Genomic DNA, 18,661 nt, shown 5'->3' with positions numbered 1-18,661 from the left:
GAATAAGCATGGACACTTTCTTCTCCTTCTACGTGCTGCCGGCGCTGCTGATCCTGTTGAAGTCAGTCGTGCTGATCGTTGTTCTTTTGATCTTCGTCGCCTACATCCTCTACGCCGACCGCAAGATCTGGGCGGCGGTGCAATTGCGCCGTGGCCCGAACGTCGTCGGCCCCTGGGGCACGCTGCAGGCTTTCGCCGATCTGTTGAAGTTCGTCTTCAAGGAGCCGGTCATCCCGTCAGGCGCCAACAAGGGCGTGTTTCTTTTGGCGCCGCTGGTGTCGGCCGTGCTGGCGATCTCGGCCTGGGCGGTCATCCCGGTCAGCCACGGCTGGGCGATCGCCAACGTCAATGTCGGCATCCTCTATGTCTTCGCCATCTCCTCGCTCGAGGTCTACGGCGTGATCATGGGCGGCTGGGCGTCGAACTCGAAATATCCGTTCCTCGGCGCGCTGCGCTCGGCCGCGCAGATGGTGTCCTACGAAGTCTCGATCGGCTTCGTCATCGTCACCGTTCTGCTCACCGCCGGCTCGCTCAACCTCACCGATATCGTGCTGTCGCAGCATGATGGAATTGGTACGCGGCTTGGCCTGCCCAACACCTTCCTCGACTGGAACTGGCTGGCGCTGTTCCCGATGTTCATCATCTTCTTCATCTCGGCGCTGGCCGAGACGAACCGCCCGCCCTTCGATCTGGTCGAAGCCGAATCGGAACTGGTCGCCGGCCACATGGTCGAATATTCGTCGACCCCGTTCCTTTTGTTCTTCCTCGGCGAGTATGTCGCCATCGTGCTGATGTGCGCGCTGGCCACCATCCTGTTCCTCGGCGGCTGGCTGCCTCCGTTCGACTTCGCGCCGTTCACCTGGGTGCCGGGCGTCATCTGGTTCGTGCTGAAAGTCTGCTTCGTGTTCTTCGGCATCTCCATGGTGAAGGCCTTCGTGCCGCGCTACCGCTACGACCAATTGATGCGGCTTGGCTGGAAAGTGTTCCTGCCGATCTCGCTGTTCATGGTGGTCGCCACCGCGGCCTTCCTCAAGATCACGGGGTTTGCGTGATGTCCGCTCTTTCCCAAGCCGCCAAATCGCTGCTGCTGCAGGATTTCGTCAGCGCCTTCTTCCTGTCGATGCGCCAGTTCTTCGCGCCGAAGGAGACGATCAACTATCCGCACGAGAAGGGGCCAACCAGCCCGCGCTTCCGCGGCGAGCATGCGTTGCGCCGCTATCCCAATGGCGAGGAACGCTGCATCGCCTGCAAATTGTGCGAGGCGATCTGCCCCGCGCAGGCCATCACCATCGAGGCCGGCCCGCGCCGCAATGACGGCACGCGCCGCACGGTGCGCTACGACATCGACATGGTGAAGTGCATCTATTGCGGCTTCTGCCAGGAAGCCTGCCCGGTCGACGCCATCGTCGAGGGGCCGAATTTCGAGTTCGCGACGGAGACGCGCGAGGAACTCTACTACGACAAGGACAGACTGTTGGCGAATGGCGACCGGTGGGAGCGCGAGCTGGCGCGCAACATCTCGCTGGACTCGCCCTACCGCTGATATTTGACGCATGGACGGGGCGAGGGGCCTCGTCTAAGGACACAACGAAACTTGCGGCCTGAGGCGGCAAACATCGAAACAGGACGGTTGTCCTGTTTGTACAGGAACCCGGGGGATCCCCAATGTTGAGTGGACTAGAGGCGGCCTTTTTCTACCTCTTCGCCTTTGTCGCGGTGGCATCGGCGTTCATGGTCATTTCGTCGCGCAACCCCGTGCATTCGGTGCTGTTCCTGATCCTGACCTTCTTCAACGCCGCCGGCCTGTTCATGCTGACCGGCGCCGAGTTCCTGGCGATGATCCTGCTCGTCGTCTATGTCGGCGCGGTGATGGTTCTGTTCCTGTTCGTCGTCATGATGCTCGACGTCGATTTCGCCGAACTGAAGAGCGGCGCCCTGCAATATGCGCCGATCGGCGCGCTGGTCGGGCTGATCCTGGCGGCGGAGCTGATCGTGGTTCTCGGCGGCTACACCTTCGCGCCGCAGCTCGCTTCGACGGTCTCCAAGCCCATTCCGGATCTTGCCACGCGGACCAATACCGCCGCGCTCGGCGACATCCTCTATACGGACTACCTCTACTACTTCCAGATTTCGGGCCTCGTGCTGCTGGTCGCCATGATCGGCGCCATCGTGCTGACGCTGCGCCACAAGCCAGGCGTCAAGCGGCAGTCGATCGCAGCCCAGGTCGGCCGCACACCGGCGACCGGCATGGAAATCCGCAAGGTCAAGACAGGCGAGGGACTCTGAAATGGTTGTCGGCATCGCACATTATCTGACCGTATCGGCTGTTCTGTTCACGCTCGGCGTGTTCGGCATCTTCCTGAACCGCAAGAACGTCATCGTCATCCTGATGTCGGTCGAGCTGATCCTGCTGGCGGTCAACATCAACTTCGTCGCCTTTTCGGCAGCACTCGGCGATCTGGTCGGCCAGGTGTTCGCGCTGTTCGTGCTGACGGTCGCGGCGGCCGAAGCCGCCATCGGACTTGCCATTCTCGTCGTCTTCTTCCGCAACCGCGGCTCGATCGCGGTCGAAGACGTGAACATGATGAAGGGTTGACGGAACCACCATGTATCAGGCCATCGTCTTCCTTCCCCTGCTCGGCTTCCTGATCGTCGGCCTGTTCGGCACGTCGCTCGGCGCCAAGGCGTCCGAATACATCACCTCGGGTTTCCTGGTGATCGCGGCCGTGCTGTCGTGGGTCGCGTTCTTCACCGTCGGTTTCGGCCATGGCGAGGTGTTCACCGTGCCCGTGCTGCGCTGGATACAGTCGGGTGGGCTGGAAGCGTCCTGGGCGCTGCGGATCGACACGCTGACGGTGGTCATGCTGGTGGTGGTCAACACCGTGTCGGCGCTGGTCCACATCTATTCGATCGGCTACATGCACCACGATCCGAACCGGCCGCGCTTCTTCGCCTATCTGTCGCTGTTCACCTTCGCCATGCTGATGCTGGTGACGGCGGACAACCTCGTGCAGATGTTTTTCGGCTGGGAAGGGGTGGGGCTGGCGTCCTATCTGCTGATCGGCTTCTGGTACAAGAAGCCGTCGGCCAATGCCGCGGCAATCAAGGCCTTTGTCGTCAACCGCGTCGGCGATTTCGGCTTCGCACTCGGCATCTTCGGCGTGTTCGTGCTGTTCGGCTCGGTCAATCTCGGCACTATTTTCGCCAATGCGGCGACGTTCATCCCGGCCGAAGGTGCACCGCAGGGTGCCGCGGTGCTGACTTTCCTTGGCCATGCGCTGGACAAGCAGGCGGCCATGACGATCGTCTGCCTGCTCCTGTTCATGGGCGCCATGGGCAAGTCGGCGCAAGTGCCGCTGCACACCTGGCTGCCGGACGCCATGGAAGGCCCGACGCCGGTTTCGGCCCTGATCCATGCCGCCACCATGGTGACGGCGGGCGTGTTCATGCTGGCGCGGTTGTCGCCGCTGTTCGAACTGTCGCATTCGGCGCTGACGGTCGTGACCTTCATCGGTGCCTTCACGGCCTTCTTCGCGGCCACCGTCGGTCTCGTCCAGAACGACATCAAGCGCGTCATCGCCTATTCGACCTGCTCGCAGCTCGGCTACATGTTCGTGGCGCTCGGCGTCGGCGCCTATGGCGCGGCGATCTTCCACCTGTTCACGCATGCCTTCTTCAAGGCGCTGCTGTTCCTCGGCTCGGGCTCGGTCATCCACGCCGTGTCCGACGAGCAGGACATGCGCAATATGGGCGGCCTCAGGAAACTGATCCCGACCACCTACTGGATGATGGTGATCGGCACGCTGGCGCTGACCGGCGTCGGCATTCCGGTGACGGTCATCGGCACCGCCGGCTTCTTTTCCAAGGACGCCATCATCGAGAGCGCCTTTGCCGGCCACAATTTGGTTGCCGGCATGGCCTTCGTGCTTTTGGTCATCGCCGCCTGCTTCACCTCCTTCTACTCCTGGCGGCTGATCTTCATGACCTTCCACGGCAAGCCGCGGGCGAGCCATGAGGTGATGCACCATGTCCATGAATCGCCGCCGGTGATGCTGGTGCCGCTGTTCATCCTGGCCGCGGGCGCGCTGTTTGCCGGCGTCATCTTCCACAACGCCTTCATCGGCGAGGGCTATGCCGAGTTCTGGAAGGCATCGCTGTTCACATTGCCTGACAATCACATCCTGCACGACATCCACGAATTGCCGCTGTGGGTCGAACTGTCGCCCTTCATCGCCATGCTGATCGGCTTCGCGCTGGCCTGGAAATTCTACATCCGCTCGCCGGAAATGCCGGTCAACCTGGCCGCGCAGCATCGCGGGCTCTACGCCTTCCTGCTCAACAAGTGGTATTTCGACGAGCTCTACGACTTCCTGTTCGTGCGGCCCGCCAAGCGCCTCGGCCACTTCCTGTGGAAGACCGGCGACGGCACCGTCATCGACGGCCTCGGCCCCGACGGTATTTCGGCGCGCGTCGTCGATGTCACCAACCGCGTCGTCAAGCTGCAGACCGGCTATCTCTACCACTACGCCTTCGCCATGCTGATCGGCGTTGCCGCACTCGTCACCTGGATGATGCTCTGATGACCGCCTGGCCAATCCTCTCGCTGGTCACCTTCCTGCCGCTGGTTGGTGTGCTGCTTATCCTATTCATCAATGACGACAGCGAAAATGCACGCCGCAACATCCGCGCCATCGCGCTGTTGACGACGACGTTCACGTTCATCATCTCGCTGTTCATCTGGACCGGCTTCGACAATTCGCAGTCCGGCTTCCAGTTCGTCGAGAAGGTCGCCTGGCTCGATTCCGGCATTTCCTACCATATGGGCGTCGACGGCATCTCGATGCTGTTCGTCATACTGACGACGTTCCTGATGCCGCTCTGCATCCTGGCATCGTGGGAATCGATCGAGAAGCGCGTCAAGGCCTACATGATTGCCTTCCTGCTGCTCGAAACGCTGATGATCGGCGTGTTCTGCGCGTTGGACATCGTGCTGTTCTACGTCTTCTTCGAAGCCGGCCTGATCCCGATGTTCATCATCATCGGCGTCTGGGGCGGCAAGCGGCGCGTCTACGCCTCGTTCAAGTTCTTCCTCTACACGCTCGCCGGTTCGGTGCTGATGCTGCTCGCCATCATGGCGATGTTCTTCCAGTCCGGAACAACCGACATCCCGACGCTGCTGACCCACAATTTCCCGGCCAACATGCAGACCTGGCTGTGGCTTGCCTTCTTCGCCTCGTTCGCGGTGAAGATGCCGATGTGGCCGGTGCACACCTGGCTGCCCGATGCGCACGTCGAGGCGCCGACGGCGGGCTCCGTCATCCTGGCCGGCATCCTGTTGAAGATGGGCGGGTACGGCTTCCTGCGTTTCTCCTTGCCGATGTTCCCGCTGGCGTCGGAAATGTTCGCGCCGCTGGTCTTCGCGCTGTCCGTCGTCGCCATCATCTACACCTCGCTGGTGGCGCTGATGCAGGAGGACATGAAGAAGCTGATCGCCTATTCGTCGGTTGCCCATATGGGCTTCGTCACCATGGGCATCTTTGCCATGAACCAGGAAGGCGTGCAGGGCGCGATCTTCCAGATGCTCAGCCACGGCCTCGTCTCCGGCGCGCTGTTCCTGTGCGTCGGCGTCATCTACGACCGCATGCACACACGTGAGATCGCGGCCTATGGCGGGCTGGTCAACAACATGCCGAAATACGCCACGGTGTTCCTGATCTTCACCATGGCCAATGTCGGCCTGCCCGGTACCAGCGGCTTCGTCGGCGAGTTCCTGACCATGCTCGGCGTGTTCCGGGTCAACACATGGGTGGCGTTCTTCGCCGCCACCGGCGTCATCCTGTCGGCCGCCTACGCGCTCTGGCTCTACCGCCGGGTGATCTTCGGCGCACTGACCAAGGAGAGCCTTAAGGGACTGCTCGACCTGTCGCCGCGCGAGAAGGTGATCATCTACCCGCTGGTCGTGCTGGTCATCTTCTTCGGCGTCTATCCCGCCCCGGTCTTCGACGCGACGGCCCAATCGGTCAAGTCGCTCGTCACCAATGTCACTGCATCCATCGGCGCCGCGCAGACCGCGGCGGCGAACTGACCAGAGGTTTTGCGAACCATGACGCCGGACCTTCTCTCCAGCCTGTCGCTCTCGACGCCAGAGCTGATCCTTGCCGTCGGCGCGCTGGCGCTGCTGATGGTCGGAGCCTATTCGCGCGCCAACACGGCCAACACGGTAACCGGCCTTGCGGTTGCCGTGCTGGCGATCGCGGGCGCCTGGCTGATCTTCCGAACCGGGCAGGGCAGCGCTTATGGCAATGCCTTCATCCAGGATTCCTTCGGCCGCTTCATGAAGGTGCTGGCACTGGTTGGCTCGGCGGTGACGCTGGTGATGTCGATGCGCTTCGCCAAGGCGGAGCGTTTCGACAAGTTCGAATATCCGGTGCTGATCCTGCTGTGCACGCTCGGCATGATGCTGATGATCTCGGCCAACAGCATGATCGGCCTCTATCTCGGCCTCGAGCTGCAGTCGCTGGCGATCTATGTGCTGTGCGCGATCAACCGCGACAATCTGCGCTCGACCGAAGCGGGCCTCAAATATTTCGTTCTCGGTGCGCTGTCGTCGGGCATGCTGCTCTATGGCATCAGCCTGGTCTACGGCTACACCGGCAACACCGGCTTCCAGGAAATCGCCACGGCACTCGGCAGCGGCGAGCGCCAGCTTGGCCTCGTTTTCGGCCTCGTCTTCGTGCTGGCCGGCCTTGCCTTCAAGATTTCCGCGGTGCCGTTCCACATGTGGACGCCTGACGTCTATGAGGGCGCGCCGACTCCGGTGACGGCCTTCCTGGCGGCGGCGCCGAAAATGGCGGCGATGGCACTGATCGTGCGCGTCACCATGGGCGCGTTCAAGCCAATCGCCGCCGACTGGCAGCAGATCATCGTCTTCATCTCGATCGCCTCGATGGCACTCGGCTCCTTCGCCGCAATCGGGCAGACCAACATCAAGCGCCTGATGGCCTATTCCTCGATTGGCCATATGGGTTACGCGCTGGTCGGCCTTGCCGCCAACAGCCAGGCCGGCGTGCGCGGCGTTGCCATCTACATGCTGATCTATCTGGTGATGACGCTCGGCACCTTCGCCTTCATCCTCGCCATGCGGCGCAAGGAAGGCAATGTCGAGCAGATCAGCGACCTGGCCGGCCTGTCGTCGACCAATCCGGTCATGGCGACGATCCTGACCATCCTGATGTTCTCACTCGCCGGCATTCCACCGCTCGCCGGCTTCTGGGGGAAATGGTACGTCTTCCTCGCCGCCATCAACGCCAATCTCTACGCGCTGGCGATCATCGGCGTGCTGGCCTCGGTAGTGGGCGCCTATTACTATTTGCGCATCATCAAGATCATGTGGTTCGACGAACCGGTCGGCGGCTTCGTGCCGATGGCGACGGAATTGCGTGTCGTGCTCGGCGTCTCCGGCGCCTTCGTGCTGTTCTACGTGTTGATCGGTGGGCCGATCGGCACCTATGCCGAAGCCGCCGCCAAGACGTTTTTCTAGACGGCATGGCATTTCGGCTGGCTCCAACCTCGGCGTCGGAAGGGTTCCGGCTCGAGGCGCATGAGAGCGTCGGCTCCACCAATGCGCTGGCACTGGACCACGCAAGGGCAGGCGACGCCGGCAAATTGTGGGTCGTTTCCAAGAAGCAGGAAAGCGGGCGTGGCCGGCGCGGCCGCGTCTGGGCGACCCCGGAAGGCAACCTGGCGGCGACGCTGCTCGTCATCACCAAGGCAGAGCTTCGCCTTGCCGCGACATTGGGCTTCGTCGCAGGACTGGCGCTGGCCGATGCACTCGATGCCGTGGTGCCGAAGGGCCGGATCGCCATTGGCCTCGACGGTGGCAGCGAAGGAAAAAACCGTTTCGAGCTGAAATGGCCGAACGACGTGCTTGCCTCCGGCGCCAAGCTGGCCGGCATCCTGCTGGAATCGGCAATCCTCGAGGGCGGCCGTTTCGGAGTGGCGGTCGGCATCGGCGTCAATGTGGTGGCATACCCTGAGGATTTGCCGTATCCCGCAACTTCCTTGCGCGCGCTGGGCGCGGCATGCGATGCGGAAACACTGTTCCTGGCGCTGTCGGATGCCTGGAGCGAGAATGCCCGATTGTGGGATGAGGGGCGCGGACTTGCCGCCGTCAGGCGACGGTGGCTTGATCGTGCCGCGGGGCTCGGCGGCGAGGTTGCCGTCAGAATTGACGGTAATGTGGTGCGCGGGGTGTTTGAGACCATTGACGAGGAATGCCGTTTCGTGATCCGCGACGATGAAGGTTCGGTTCGGACGATCGCCGCCGGCGATGTGCATTTCGGCGCGGTCGCTTCGGCCAGGGCATAGGGCCGTTCATGAACGGTTCTAACTGTTTGTTTTTACGCAACTCCGGTGGGAAAACCGTTACACACTTTTCCCGGAATTGCTTTTGAGCTTGGCCTGAGGGCCAGGAAGGGAAAAATCATGGCGAAAGCGGAAAACGCCGAACTCGTCTTCGTGCCGCTCGGCGGCGTCGGCGAGATCGGCATGAACTTCGCTCTTTACGGCTACGGGCCGCCCAGCGCGCGCGAATGGATCGTCATCGATGTCGGAGTGACCTTCCCCGATGCCAGCCTGCCGGGCGTCGACCTGGTGCTGCCCGACACACGCTTCATCGAGGAGAACCTCGCCAATCTGCGCGGCATCATCATCACGCATGCGCATGAAGACCATTACGGCGCGCTGCTCGACACATGGCCGAAGCTGAAGGCGCCGGTCTGGATGACGCCGTTCAGCGCCGGCCTGCTGGAAGCCAAGCGGCAAGGCGAGCAGGGCGCACCGAAAATACCGGTCACGATCTACCGGGCGGGCGAGAAATTCACCGTCGGCCCCTTCGAGATCGAAGCCATTCCGGTCGCGCACTCGATTCCCGAGCCGATGTCGCTGGCGATCACCTCGCCGGCAGGCACCGTCATCCATACCGGTGACTGGAAGATCGATCCGGAGCCGACGATCGGGCCGAAGACCGACGAGGCGCGTTTCCGCGCCTATGGCGACAAGGGCGTTCTGGCGCTGATCTGCGATTCGACCAATGCGCTGCGCGAAGGCGAGTCGCCTTCGGAAGTGGCTGTGGGCGAGGGCCTCAAGGGCGTCATCCAGGCTGCCAAGGGCCGCGTCGCCGTCACTACGTTCTCCTCCAATGTCGGACGCATCGTCTCGATCGCCAAAGCGGCCCGCGATGCCGGACGCCAGTGCCTGGTGCTTGGCCGTTCGCTGAAGCGGGTCATCGATGTGGCCGGCGAACTTGGCTACATGGACGGTCTGCCGGAGTTCATCGCCGAGGAGGATTTTGGTTTCATCCCGCGCGAAAACCTGGTCATCATCTGCACCGGCAGCCAGGGCGAGCCGCTGGCCGCACTGGCCAAGCTGTCGCGCGAAGAGATGAAGTCGGTGTCGCTGACGGCAGGCGACACGGTGGTGTTTTCCTCGCGTACGATTCCCGGCAACGAGAAGGCGATCCTCGAGATCAAGAACCGTCTCATCGACCTCGGCGTCAAGATCATCGAGGACGGCGATGCGCTGGTGCATGTCTCCGGCCATCCGCGGCGCAGCGAATTGCGCAAGATGTATGAATGGGTGCGCCCGCAGATCGGCGTTCCCGTGCATGGCGAGGCGGCACATCTGGTGGCGCAGGGCTCGCTGATGTCGACATCGGGCATCGGCCAGGTGGCGCAGGTGCGCGACGGCGACATGCTCAGGCTTGCTCCCGGCCCAGCCACCATCATGGATCAGGTGCCGTTCGGCCGTATCTACAAGGATGGCAGACTGATCGGCACCGATCAGGCGATGGGCATCCGCGACCGGCGCAAATTGTCCTTTGCCGGCCACGTGGCGGTCAATGTCGTGTTGGACGACAAATATGAGCTTGCCGGCGACCCCGATTTGGTCGCCATCGGAGTCGCCGAGGCCGATGGCCGTGGCGAGTCGCTGGAAGATCTGATGATCGATGCGGCAATCGGCGCGGTGGACTCGATCCCCCGTCAGCGCCGAAAAGACCTCGACCTGGTGCAGGAAGCAGTGCGGCGCGCCGTGCGCGGCGCCGCCAACGAAGCCTGGGGCAAGAAGCCGTTGGTGACGGTGTTCGTCACTCGCTGAGGGGAGTGGGGCAGTAAGGGAGTAGGGCAGTAGGGATTTCGATACGAGGCAGGTCAGCTTTTCCCCTATTGCCATACTGCCCTATTGCCTTACTGCCCTGGGGAAAACCTATGCTCGGACGTCTGAACCATGTCGCGCTTGCCGTGCCGGATCTGGCTGCTGCCGTAGCGGCCTACCGCAACACGCTCGGCGCGGAGGTTACGGCGCCGCAGGCACTGCCGGAGCACGGGGTGACGGTGGTGTTCGTCAATGTCGGCAACACCAAGGTCGAACTTCTGGAGCCTTTGGGCGAGGGATCGCCGATCGCCGCCTTCCTGGAGAAGAACCCCTCCGGCGGCATGCATCACCTTTGCTATGAGGTCGACGACATCCTGGCCGCGCGCGATCAGCTCAAGGCCGCCGGCGCCCGCGTGCTGGGCGACGGCAACCCGAGGATCGGCGCGCACGGCAAGCCGGTGCTGTTCCTGCATCCGAAGGATTTCTTCGGCACGCTGATCGAACTGGAGCAATCATGAGCTGGGTTTCGTTCACAGCCCTGTTTTTCGCGACCTGGTGGGTGGTGCTGTTTGCCGTGCTGCCGTTCAGCGTGAGGACGCAGGACGACGATCACGACGTGACGCTCGGCACGGTTCCGAGCGCGCCGCGTGGGCCTCACATGCTGCGCGCCGTGATCCGCACCACCATCGCCACCGCGATCCTGATGGGCATTTTCTATGGCTTGACGCATGGGCTGGGATACAGCCTCAACGACATCCCGCACATCGTGCCGGAATTCAGCCAGACGCCGGCTAAATAGACTGTCCAGCGACGGCGTTTTCATATGTCGGAACCGGGCGGGTTTCGGCGGGAATGTCGTGCCGTTTTGCGGCCTGACGAGCGCTGACGCTGGGTAAGGTGGTTTGGCAACGCGTTGCGCTAAGCAGATGATTGCACAAAAAAAATGCAAGGCACGAGGCCTTGCAATTTAAACGCGTCCGATCTGTTTCCGGTTTCCGGCGGCAGCGAGTAACCGCGCCTAGATCGCATCCTCCCAAGACTTTGACCGCGTAGGAGAGCAGATTTTTTTCTGCCCTCTCGGTTATCGAGGTACATTAGCCTAAGGCGAATGAAAATGTCACGAAGAATTTTGCCTTGAAACGGGCATTCTCGTGCTGCACTGCACAATAGTGTGGCAGGCGTTGCTTGGCGAACGATCACCAAGACGCGCACAGTGACCGGGAGGCCTTGCAGCGCCGTGGGTCTTCTGGACGGGCGAACGGCGGTGCGACGCTTCTGATCCCGGCTACCCATGTTTTTTGGAAATCGATTCCGCTTTTCGGGCCGAAGCGTCCGGGTTCCCATTCCGCCTTGAAATGGCTATGAAGCCGGGTCAAGCAAGCCAAAGTCGCGCCGATTCTGACGCGGCCCTCCTCACTCACGGACCTGCCCATGCGTTTGTCGCGCTATTTCCTGCCGATCCTCAAAGAAAATCCGCGCGAGGCCGAGATCGTCTCGCACCGGCTGATGCTGCGCGCCGGCATGATCCGCCAGCAGGGGCAGGGCAGTTTCTCGTGGCTGCCGCTCGGCAAGCGGGTGCTGGACAAGGTCTGCCGCATCATCCGCGAGGAGCAGGATCGCGCCGGTGCGCTGGAAATCCTGATGCCGACCATCCAGTCGGCCGATCTGTGGCGCGAAAGCGGCCGCTATGACGACTACGGCAAGGAGATGCTGCGCATCAAGGACCGGCAGGACCGCGACATGCTCTACGGCCCCACCAATGAGGAAGTGGTCACCGAGATCGTCCGCGCCTATGTGAAGTCCTACAAGGACCTGCCGCTCAATCTCTACCACATCCAGTGGAAGTTCCGCGACGAAGTGCGGCCGCGCTTCGGCGTCATGCGGTCGCGCGAGTTCCTGATGAAGGACGCCTATTCCTTCGATCTCGACTTCGAAGGCGCCAAGGCGGCCTACAACAGGATGTTCGTGTCCTATCTCCGGACTTTTACGCGCATGGGGCTGCAGGCAATACCGATGCGGGCCGACACCGGGCCGATCGGCGGCGATCTCAGCCATGAATTCATCATCCTGGCCGACACCGGCGAGAGCCAGGTCTACTGCCACCGCGACTATCTTGCGCTCGATGTGCCCGGCGCCAACACCGATTTTGCCAACGACGCCGAGATCGCCGACATCGTCAAGACATGGACGACGCCCTACGCCGCCACCGACGAGATGCATGACGAGGCGGCGTGGGAGAAGATCGGCGAGAGCGACAAGGTTTCGGCGCGCGGCATCGAGGTCGGCCACATCTTCCATTTCGGTGACAAATATTCCAAGCCCATGGGCGCCAAGGTGACCGGACCCGACGGCAAGGATCATTTCGTCTCCGGCGGCTCCTACGGCATCGGTCCGTCGCGGCTGGTCGCGGCGATCATCGAAGCCAGCCATGACGATAACGGCATCATCTGGCCGGAGGCGGTGGCGCCGTTCGACATCGGACTGATCAACATGAAGGCGGGCGACGCCGAGTGCGACGGCGTCTGCGACGAACTGCATGCCGCTTTCGTCGCCGCCGGCAAGGACGTGCTCTACGACGACACCGACCAGCGGCCCGGCGGCAAGTTCGCCACCGCCGACCTGATAGGCCTTCCCTGGCAAGTGATCGTCGGACCGCGCGGTGTCGCCGCCGGCGAGATCGAGATCAAGAACCGCAAGACCGGCGAGCGCGAGACGCTGCCTATCGCGGACGCGAAGAAGCGCTTCGGTGTCGCCGCATGAGCGAGGCGGTGGCGGCAAGATCGGTCGGCGCCGGACCCTTTTCCATCTTCGAGCGCATGGTCGCCTGGCGCTATCTGCGTTCGCGGCGCAAGGAGACGGTGATCTCGGTGATCGCCTCGATCTCGTTCCTCGGCATCATGCTGGGCGTCGCCACGCTGATCGTGGTCATGGCGGTGATGAACGGTTTCAGGGCGGAGCTTTTGACGCGCATCCTCGGCGTCAACGGCCACCTGATCGTGCAGCCGCTCGATTCGCCGCTGGAGGACTATGCGCAGGTCGCCAGCCGCATCAACGGTGTAGCAGGCGTTAAATACGCCATCCCGCTGATCGATGGCCAGGTGCTTGCGCAAGGCAATGTCGGCGGCGGAACCGGAGCGCTGGTTCGCGGCATACGCGGCGAGGATCTGAGCAAGATCGCCATCGTTGCCAGCAACATCAAGCAGGGTTCGATCGCCGATTTCGATTCTGGCGAGGGCGTTGCCATCGGCAAGCGCATGGCTGAGAATCTCGGCCTGACGCTTGGCGATACCATCACCTTGATTTCGCCCGACGGCGACGTGACGCCGATCGGCACCACGCCGCGCATGAAGGGCTACAAGATCGCGGCGATCTTCGAAGTCGGCATGTCCGAATATGACACGTCCATCGTCTACATGCCGTTTTCCGAAGCGCAGCTTTATTTCAACATGGACGGGCGGGCGCAAACGATCGAGATCTATGTCGACAATCCAGACGATGTCGATGCGCTGAAACCGAAAGTGGAGGCGGCGGCGCAGCGGCCGATCGACATGGTCGATTGGCGCCAGCGCAACGAGACCTTCTTCTCCGCGCTGCAGGTCGAACGCAACGTCATGTTCATGATCCTGACGCTGATCGTGCTGGTGGCTGCGCTGAACATCATCTCCGGCCTGATCATGCTGGTGAAGGACAAGGGCCACGACATCGCCATCCTGCGCACCATGGGGGCGTCGCGCGGCGCCATCCTGCGCATCTTCCTGATGACGGGTGCGGCGATCGGCGTGACCGGCACGCTTGCCGGCGTGCTGCTCGGCGTACTGATCTGCACCAACATCGAATCGATCCGCCAGTTCTTCTCGTGGATGACCGGCAAGGTGCTGTTCAATCCTGAACTCTATTTCCTCAGCCAGTTGCCGGCGAAGATGGATCCGCGCGAGACGACCTATGTCGTCCTGATGGCGCTCGGCCTGTCCTTCCTGGCAACGGTGTTTCCGGCATGGCGCGCCGCGCGTCTCGATCCGGTCGAAGCCTTGAGGTACGAATAGTGGCCGAGGTCATTATCGAGCTGAAGAGCGTCGAGCGGCACTACGTCCAGGGACCGCGAAAGCTCACCATTCTCAATGGTGCGGACTTCTCGCTGAAGCGCGGCGAGATGGTGGCGCTGGTGGCGCCGTCTGGCACCGGCAAATCGACGCTGCTGCACACCGCCGGCCTGCTGGAGCGTCCCGACGCCGGCGACGTCATCCTGGCCGGCCGCGCCTGCGGGCGGCTGTCCGACGACGAGCGCACGGCGATCCGCCGCAACGATGTCGGCTTCGTCTACCAGTTCCATCATCTGCTGCCGGAATTCTCGGCGCTGGAAAACATCATGATGCCGCAGCTCATCAAGGGGCTCAGCCGCAAGGACGCGGCCGAGCGCGCGGCGCAGCTGCTCGACTACATGCAGATCGGCAAACGCGCGGCGCACCGGCCGTCCGAGCTCTCCGGCGGCGAACAGCAGCGCGTCGCCATTGCGCGTGCGGTCGCCAATGCGCCGCTGGTACTGCTGGCGGACGAGCCGACCGGCAATCTCGACCCGGTCACCGCGTCCTATGTGTTCGAGGCGCTGGCGGCGCTGGTCAAGCAATCGGGCCTCGCGGCGCTGATCGCCACCCACAATCACGAACTGGCATCGCGCATGGACCGGCGCGTCACGCTAGCCGACGGCAAAGTGGTGCCGCTCTAGGGCACGGCGATACTGGGGTGAGGCCGGCCTGCGAAAGGCGGCTTCCTGCGCTTCCCGTTCTACCCCGTCGCGGTAGAATGGTGCTCGCGTACCCAAAAGTACGCTCCGCTCCGGTTCTCGAAATCCACCATTCTCGGCTCTGCCTGACCCCAGTCTCGTCGTGCCCTGGTCGGCGCTGGGCAACCGTCGTTCGCCCGTCAACCTTTTCTTAACCCTGCCGATCTGATCGCCCGGAAATTCGGACACGGCCGGATTGTGCGCCTTGACATTTGAACAAAATTAGAACAAAATACGAACATATCAACAACAGGAGAGAGTTATGACCGATCTGGTTCAGGATGTCATCTCACTGGTTTGCATGAGCACCTTTCTCGTCTCCATGGCAATCTGGATCGGAGCCATGTGATTTGGCGGCGTTCGCCGCCGTGGGTCCCATGCGGTCGAAGACCGCTCCGCCGTTAAGCTTTTCTTGCCGCAGCGACGTTAGAGTGCCCCGGCAAGACAGGGAGCAACGTCCAGGTGTCGCCCATCGTCACGGCCATTCTGGTGGCCAGCAATCTCGGGCTGATCTTTCTGTTGATGACGGTGCCGCTTGGTTTACGCACGGTCCGGCTGACCCGTCTGGTGGCGATGGATCGGCAGCGCCTCTGGCAGGCGCTGTGGCCGCTCGGCAGCGATGCCGGCTGGTCCGGTGAGATCCTGTCCGCCGAGGCCCCGGACGGCGAGGGCGTGGCCCGCATCACGCTGTCCTGGGAAGGTCGCGACGGCAAGCCGATCGAACGCAAGTCGCGGTTTGAAGACGTCGTCGAAGGCAGCCGCTTCTCGATGCGTGTCATCGAGGATACGGCACTCGACGCTTCGTTCTGGAAGGATTTTCGCGAAACCGCCGAACTCGTTTCGGAAGGCAACAGCACGCGGGTGACGCTCAGCCAGACCGATCGCTATCGTGGCGTTGCCTTCCTGGTGTTCCGCTATTTCGCCCTGCGCCGCGAATTCTCCAAGCTGCAGCGCTGGGCGCGGACCGGAAAGTATCGCAAGGGCGGCTGGTTCGAGCATCCGCTCAGTCAGGTCGGCTTTGCCGGGCTTTCGGCGCTGATCCTGTGGCCATTCTTCGGCCTTCACTTCGGCGGTTTGGCACTGGCCGCGATCCTCACATCGGTGGTCGCCCTGCATGAGCTTGGCCATATGGCGGCGTTCCGGCTGATGGGCCACAATCGGGCGCGGATGATCTTCATTCCGCTGCTCGGCGGCATCGCCATTGGCGGGCGGCCCTATGACAGCCGTTTCGAAGTGGCTTTCGTGGCATTGATGGGCGCCGGCTTTTCGGCCTTCCTGGTGCCGATCGCCATCGCCGCAAGCACCTTTGCCGGCGCGGAAGGTCACCGGCTGGCGGCGGCCCTGCTGGCGACCCTGGCGGGCTTCGCCGCACTGTTCAACATCGCCAATCTGGTGCCGGTGTGGAAGTTCGACGGCGGCCAGGTGCTGCGCCAGATCTGTCCGGGACCGGTCGCGCTGGCGCTGGCTTCCTTCTTCCTGCTCTCGGCTTTCCTGGCCGTGGGTTGGCAGGCCGGCTTTTCCGCCACCTTCCTGCTCGCGACGGGAGCGGTGTTTTCGCTCCTCAGCCTGCTGACGATGAGCAGTGGGGTGAAGCCGCGTCACGAGCTGAAGCCGATCCGCACCATCGACCGGCTGGCCATGGCGGCGGCGTTGCTGGCGGTGTTCGCCATCCATGGCTATGGCGTGTTGTGGGCCTCTGCCCAACTGATTTGAGCCGTACCGGATCCGGAAGATCAGCCGGCTTTGCGCTCGGCTTCGACAGGCAACGCCGTGGCGGGACCGAACACATCCTCGAAGGCGGATTTCAACGCCAGGTCAAGATCGGCCATGGTCAGGGGAAGGCCTAGATCGACGAGGCTGGTGACGCCGTGGTCCTGCACGCCGCAAGGCACGATGCCGCTGAAATGGTCGAGATCGGGCTCGACATTGATGGCGATGCCGTGAAAACTCACCCAGCGCCGCAGCCGGATGCCTATGGCCGCGATCTTGTCCTCCGCCGGCGAGCCGTCCGGCAGAGCAGGGCGATCCGGCCGCACGACCCAGACGCCGACCCGGTCCTCGCGGCGCTCGCCCCGCACATTGAAAGCGGCAAGCGTGCCGATGATCCACTGTTCGAGCGCCGCGACGAAGGCGCGGACATCCTCGCGCCGCCGCTTCAGGTCGAGCATGACGTAAGCGACCCGCTGGCCCGGCCCATGATAGGTGTATTCGCCGCCGCGTCCGGCCGCGAAGACCGGGAAGCGGCTGGCGTCGATCAGATCCTCGCCACGGGCACTGGTGCCGGCCGTGTAGAGCGGCGGGTGTTCGACCAACCAGACCATTTCGCCGGCAGCGCCGCTGCGGATCGCCTCGGCGCGCGCCTCCATGAAGGCAAGTGCCTCGGGATAGGCGGTAAGGCCGGGCTCGATCAGCCATTCGACCGGTGCCGAGCCGGGAAGCGGCAGGAACGACGTGGCGATCTGGCTGCGTTCGGTCATGGCGTATCGTCTTTTCGTTTGTCCATGGCGCGCCCAAAAACGCCTCGCACCTTTGGGCGACATCAACTTGCCTTCCATATGGCGATATCAGGCGCAAACGTCCAGTTCCGGCGCTGCGTTCGGGCCCTGTGGAGCATTATGCCAATCGCCTGACATTATTGCTTGCCGTGCACTTGTTTCACCGGAAACGATTTGCTACACGCCGCGAGCCGGTCGGTTCCGGCTCTACCACGTGCGGTCGTGGCGGAATTGGTAGACGCGCAGCGTTGAGGTCGCTGTGGGGCAACCCGTGGAAGTTCGAGTCTTCTCGACCGCACCATTCTCTTCCCATAATCCGATTTGTGCCGGTCTCGCCCGCTGCGGGCCGGACGCATTTCGTTGATATTCCCGCACTTTACGCCACTTTCTTTTTGAGCGTCGGATTCTCCAAAACCGGTTTCCCCTTTTGGGTCCGATGCTCTAGACCTGATTTGCACCTTTTCCGGGATTCTTGTGGCGGGAGGCGCTGGTGGAAGGCGAGCACGAACGGACGACCGGCGCCGGGGCCGCCGAGGACAACCACGCCGACATCTATGGCGAGGACGGCGCCGTGCTTTCGTCCTTCCTGGCGCGGATCGGCGCGGCGATCGCCGACCGCGACACGCTGACCCTCAAGCATGAAGTCGACGACCTGCACCAGTCGGAGCTCGGCGACCTGCTCGAGGCGCTGCATCCCGAACAGCGCCGCGCGCTGGTCGAACTCCTGGGCGCCGATTTCGACTTCTCCTCGCTGACGGAGGTCGACGAGGCGATCCGTATGGAGATCGTCGACAATCTGCCCAATGCGCAGATCGCGCAGGCGGTGCAGGAGCTCGATTCCGACGACGCCGTCTACATTCTCGAGGATCTCGACCAGGAAGACCAGGACGAGATCCTGTCGCAACTGCCGTTCACCGAGCGGATCAGGCTGCGCCGCTCGCTCGATTATCCCGAAGAGACGGCCGGCCGCCGCATGCAGACCGAGTTCGTCGCGGTTCCGCCGTTCTGGACGATCGGCCAAACCATCGACTACATGCGCGAGGACAACAATCTTCCCGAGCGCTTCAGCCAGATCTTCGTCATCGATCCGAGCTTCAAGCTGCTCGGCGCCATCGACCTCGACCAGATCCTGCGCACCAAGCGTTCGGTCAAGGTCGAGGAGGTGATGCACGAGACGCGGCACGCCATTCCGGCCACCATGGACCAGGAAGAGGCGGCGCGGGAATTCGAGCAG

17 protein-coding genes and 1 tRNA gene are annotated in these 18,661 nt (G+C 62.8%); 17 read left to right on the top strand and 1 reads right to left on the bottom strand.

The window, feature by feature from the left end; all coding sequences use genetic code 11:
• The first annotated feature begins 8 nt into the window (after positions 1-8).
• From nuoH to EN932_RS10225, 15 genes are all read left to right on the top strand, one after another.
• The gene (nuoH, locus tag EN932_RS10300) at positions 9-1,052 is read left to right on the top strand and encodes an NADH-quinone oxidoreductase subunit NuoH (RefSeq protein ID WP_013531097.1); all 1,044 of its coding nucleotides are present in this window, start codon (positions 9-11) and stop codon (positions 1,050-1,052) included.
• Positions 1,052-1,543, top strand: a complete 492-nt coding sequence (nuoI, locus tag EN932_RS10295; protein WP_013531098.1) for an NADH-quinone oxidoreductase subunit NuoI — start codon at positions 1,052-1,054, stop codon at positions 1,541-1,543. The genes nuoH and nuoI overlap by 1 nt, the downstream gene beginning before the upstream one ends.
• Positions 1,544-1,665: 122 nt before the next feature.
• The gene (locus EN932_RS10290) at positions 1,666-2,286 is read left to right on the top strand and encodes an NADH-quinone oxidoreductase subunit J (protein WP_013531099.1); all 621 of its coding nucleotides are present in this window, start codon (positions 1,666-1,668) and stop codon (positions 2,284-2,286) included.
• A gap of 1 nt (position 2,287) precedes the next feature.
• Positions 2,288-2,596, top strand: a complete 309-nt coding sequence (nuoK, locus tag EN932_RS10285; RefSeq protein WP_010910101.1) for an NADH-quinone oxidoreductase subunit NuoK — start codon at positions 2,288-2,290, stop codon at positions 2,594-2,596.
• Between the two features lie 10 nt (positions 2,597-2,606).
• Positions 2,607-4,580: an NADH-quinone oxidoreductase subunit L gene (nuoL, locus tag EN932_RS10280; protein ID WP_127370070.1), complete on the top strand. Its 1,974-nt coding sequence runs from the start codon at positions 2,607-2,609 to the stop codon at positions 4,578-4,580.
• Positions 4,580-6,085, top strand: a complete 1,506-nt coding sequence (locus EN932_RS10275; protein WP_024501357.1) for an NADH-quinone oxidoreductase subunit M — start codon at positions 4,580-4,582, stop codon at positions 6,083-6,085. Before nuoL ends, EN932_RS10275 begins: the two co-directional genes overlap by 1 nt.
• An 18-nt stretch (positions 6,086-6,103) precedes the next feature.
• Complete coding sequence (nuoN, locus tag EN932_RS10270; protein WP_013531102.1) at positions 6,104-7,540, top strand: NADH-quinone oxidoreductase subunit NuoN; 1,437 nt, start codon at positions 6,104-6,106, stop codon at positions 7,538-7,540.
• A 5-nt stretch (positions 7,541-7,545) separates the two neighbouring features.
• Complete coding sequence (locus tag EN932_RS10265; protein ID WP_128368803.1) at positions 7,546-8,367, top strand: biotin--[acetyl-CoA-carboxylase] ligase; 822 nt, start codon at positions 7,546-7,548, stop codon at positions 8,365-8,367.
• Between the two features lie 117 nt (positions 8,368-8,484).
• Positions 8,485-10,155 carry a ribonuclease J gene (locus EN932_RS10260; protein ID WP_013531104.1) on the top strand — a complete coding sequence of 557 codons (1,671 nt, stop codon included), beginning with the start codon at positions 8,485-8,487 and terminating at the stop codon, positions 10,153-10,155.
• 110 nt (positions 10,156-10,265) lie between these two features.
• Positions 10,266-10,670 carry a methylmalonyl-CoA epimerase gene (gene mce / locus EN932_RS10255; RefSeq protein ID WP_013531105.1) on the top strand — a complete coding sequence of 135 codons (405 nt, stop codon included), beginning with the start codon at positions 10,266-10,268 and terminating at the stop codon, positions 10,668-10,670.
• A complete protein-coding gene (locus EN932_RS10250) occupies positions 10,667-10,951 on the top strand; it encodes a DUF1467 family protein (protein ID WP_013531106.1) in 285 nt (94 codons plus the stop codon). The genes mce and EN932_RS10250 overlap by 4 nt, the downstream gene beginning before the upstream one ends.
• Positions 10,952-11,583: 632 nt before the next feature.
• Positions 11,584-12,912 (top strand): proline--tRNA ligase, encoded by a 1,329-nt coding sequence (gene proS, locus EN932_RS10245; protein WP_064993748.1) that lies wholly within the window; start codon positions 11,584-11,586, stop codon positions 12,910-12,912.
• Positions 12,909-14,195, top strand: a complete 1,287-nt coding sequence (locus EN932_RS10240; protein ID WP_013531108.1) for a lipoprotein-releasing ABC transporter permease subunit — start codon at positions 12,909-12,911, stop codon at positions 14,193-14,195. The genes proS and EN932_RS10240 overlap by 4 nt, the downstream gene beginning before the upstream one ends.
• Positions 14,192-14,875, top strand: a complete 684-nt coding sequence (locus tag EN932_RS10235; protein ID WP_027160544.1) for an ABC transporter ATP-binding protein — start codon at positions 14,192-14,194, stop codon at positions 14,873-14,875. The genes EN932_RS10240 and EN932_RS10235 overlap by 4 nt, the downstream gene beginning before the upstream one ends.
• 519 nt (positions 14,876-15,394) lie before the next feature.
• Entirely contained in the window at positions 15,395-16,645 is a 1,251-nt protein-coding gene (locus EN932_RS10225; protein ID WP_127368370.1) for a site-2 protease family protein, read from the top strand.
• A 20-nt stretch (positions 16,646-16,665) separates the two neighbouring features.
• On the opposite strand, the gene lipB is transcribed toward EN932_RS10225, so the two are convergent.
• Positions 16,666-17,409, bottom strand: coding sequence for a lipoyl(octanoyl) transferase LipB (gene lipB / locus EN932_RS10220; protein ID WP_027160542.1), 744 nt, complete (start codon positions 17,407-17,409; stop codon positions 16,666-16,668).
• Between the two features lie 234 nt (positions 17,410-17,643).
• Here lipB and EN932_RS10215 point away from each other — a divergent pair.
• Positions 17,644-17,728, top strand: a tRNA-Leu gene (locus EN932_RS10215).
• A 189-nt stretch (positions 17,729-17,917) separates the two neighbouring features.
• Positions 17,918-18,661, top strand: a 744-nt coding sequence (locus EN932_RS10210; protein ID WP_164890455.1) for a CBS domain-containing protein, incomplete at its 3' end; no start/stop codon positions are given.

It is taken from the genome of Mesorhizobium sp. M7A.F.Ca.US.002.01.1.1, from assembly GCF_004022955.1.
Taxonomy (GTDB): Bacteria; Pseudomonadota; Alphaproteobacteria; order Rhizobiales; family Rhizobiaceae; genus Mesorhizobium; species Mesorhizobium ciceri.
The sequence above is the reverse complement of the archived record's forward strand: the minus strand, read 5'-3'. Positions and strand labels throughout refer to the sequence as shown.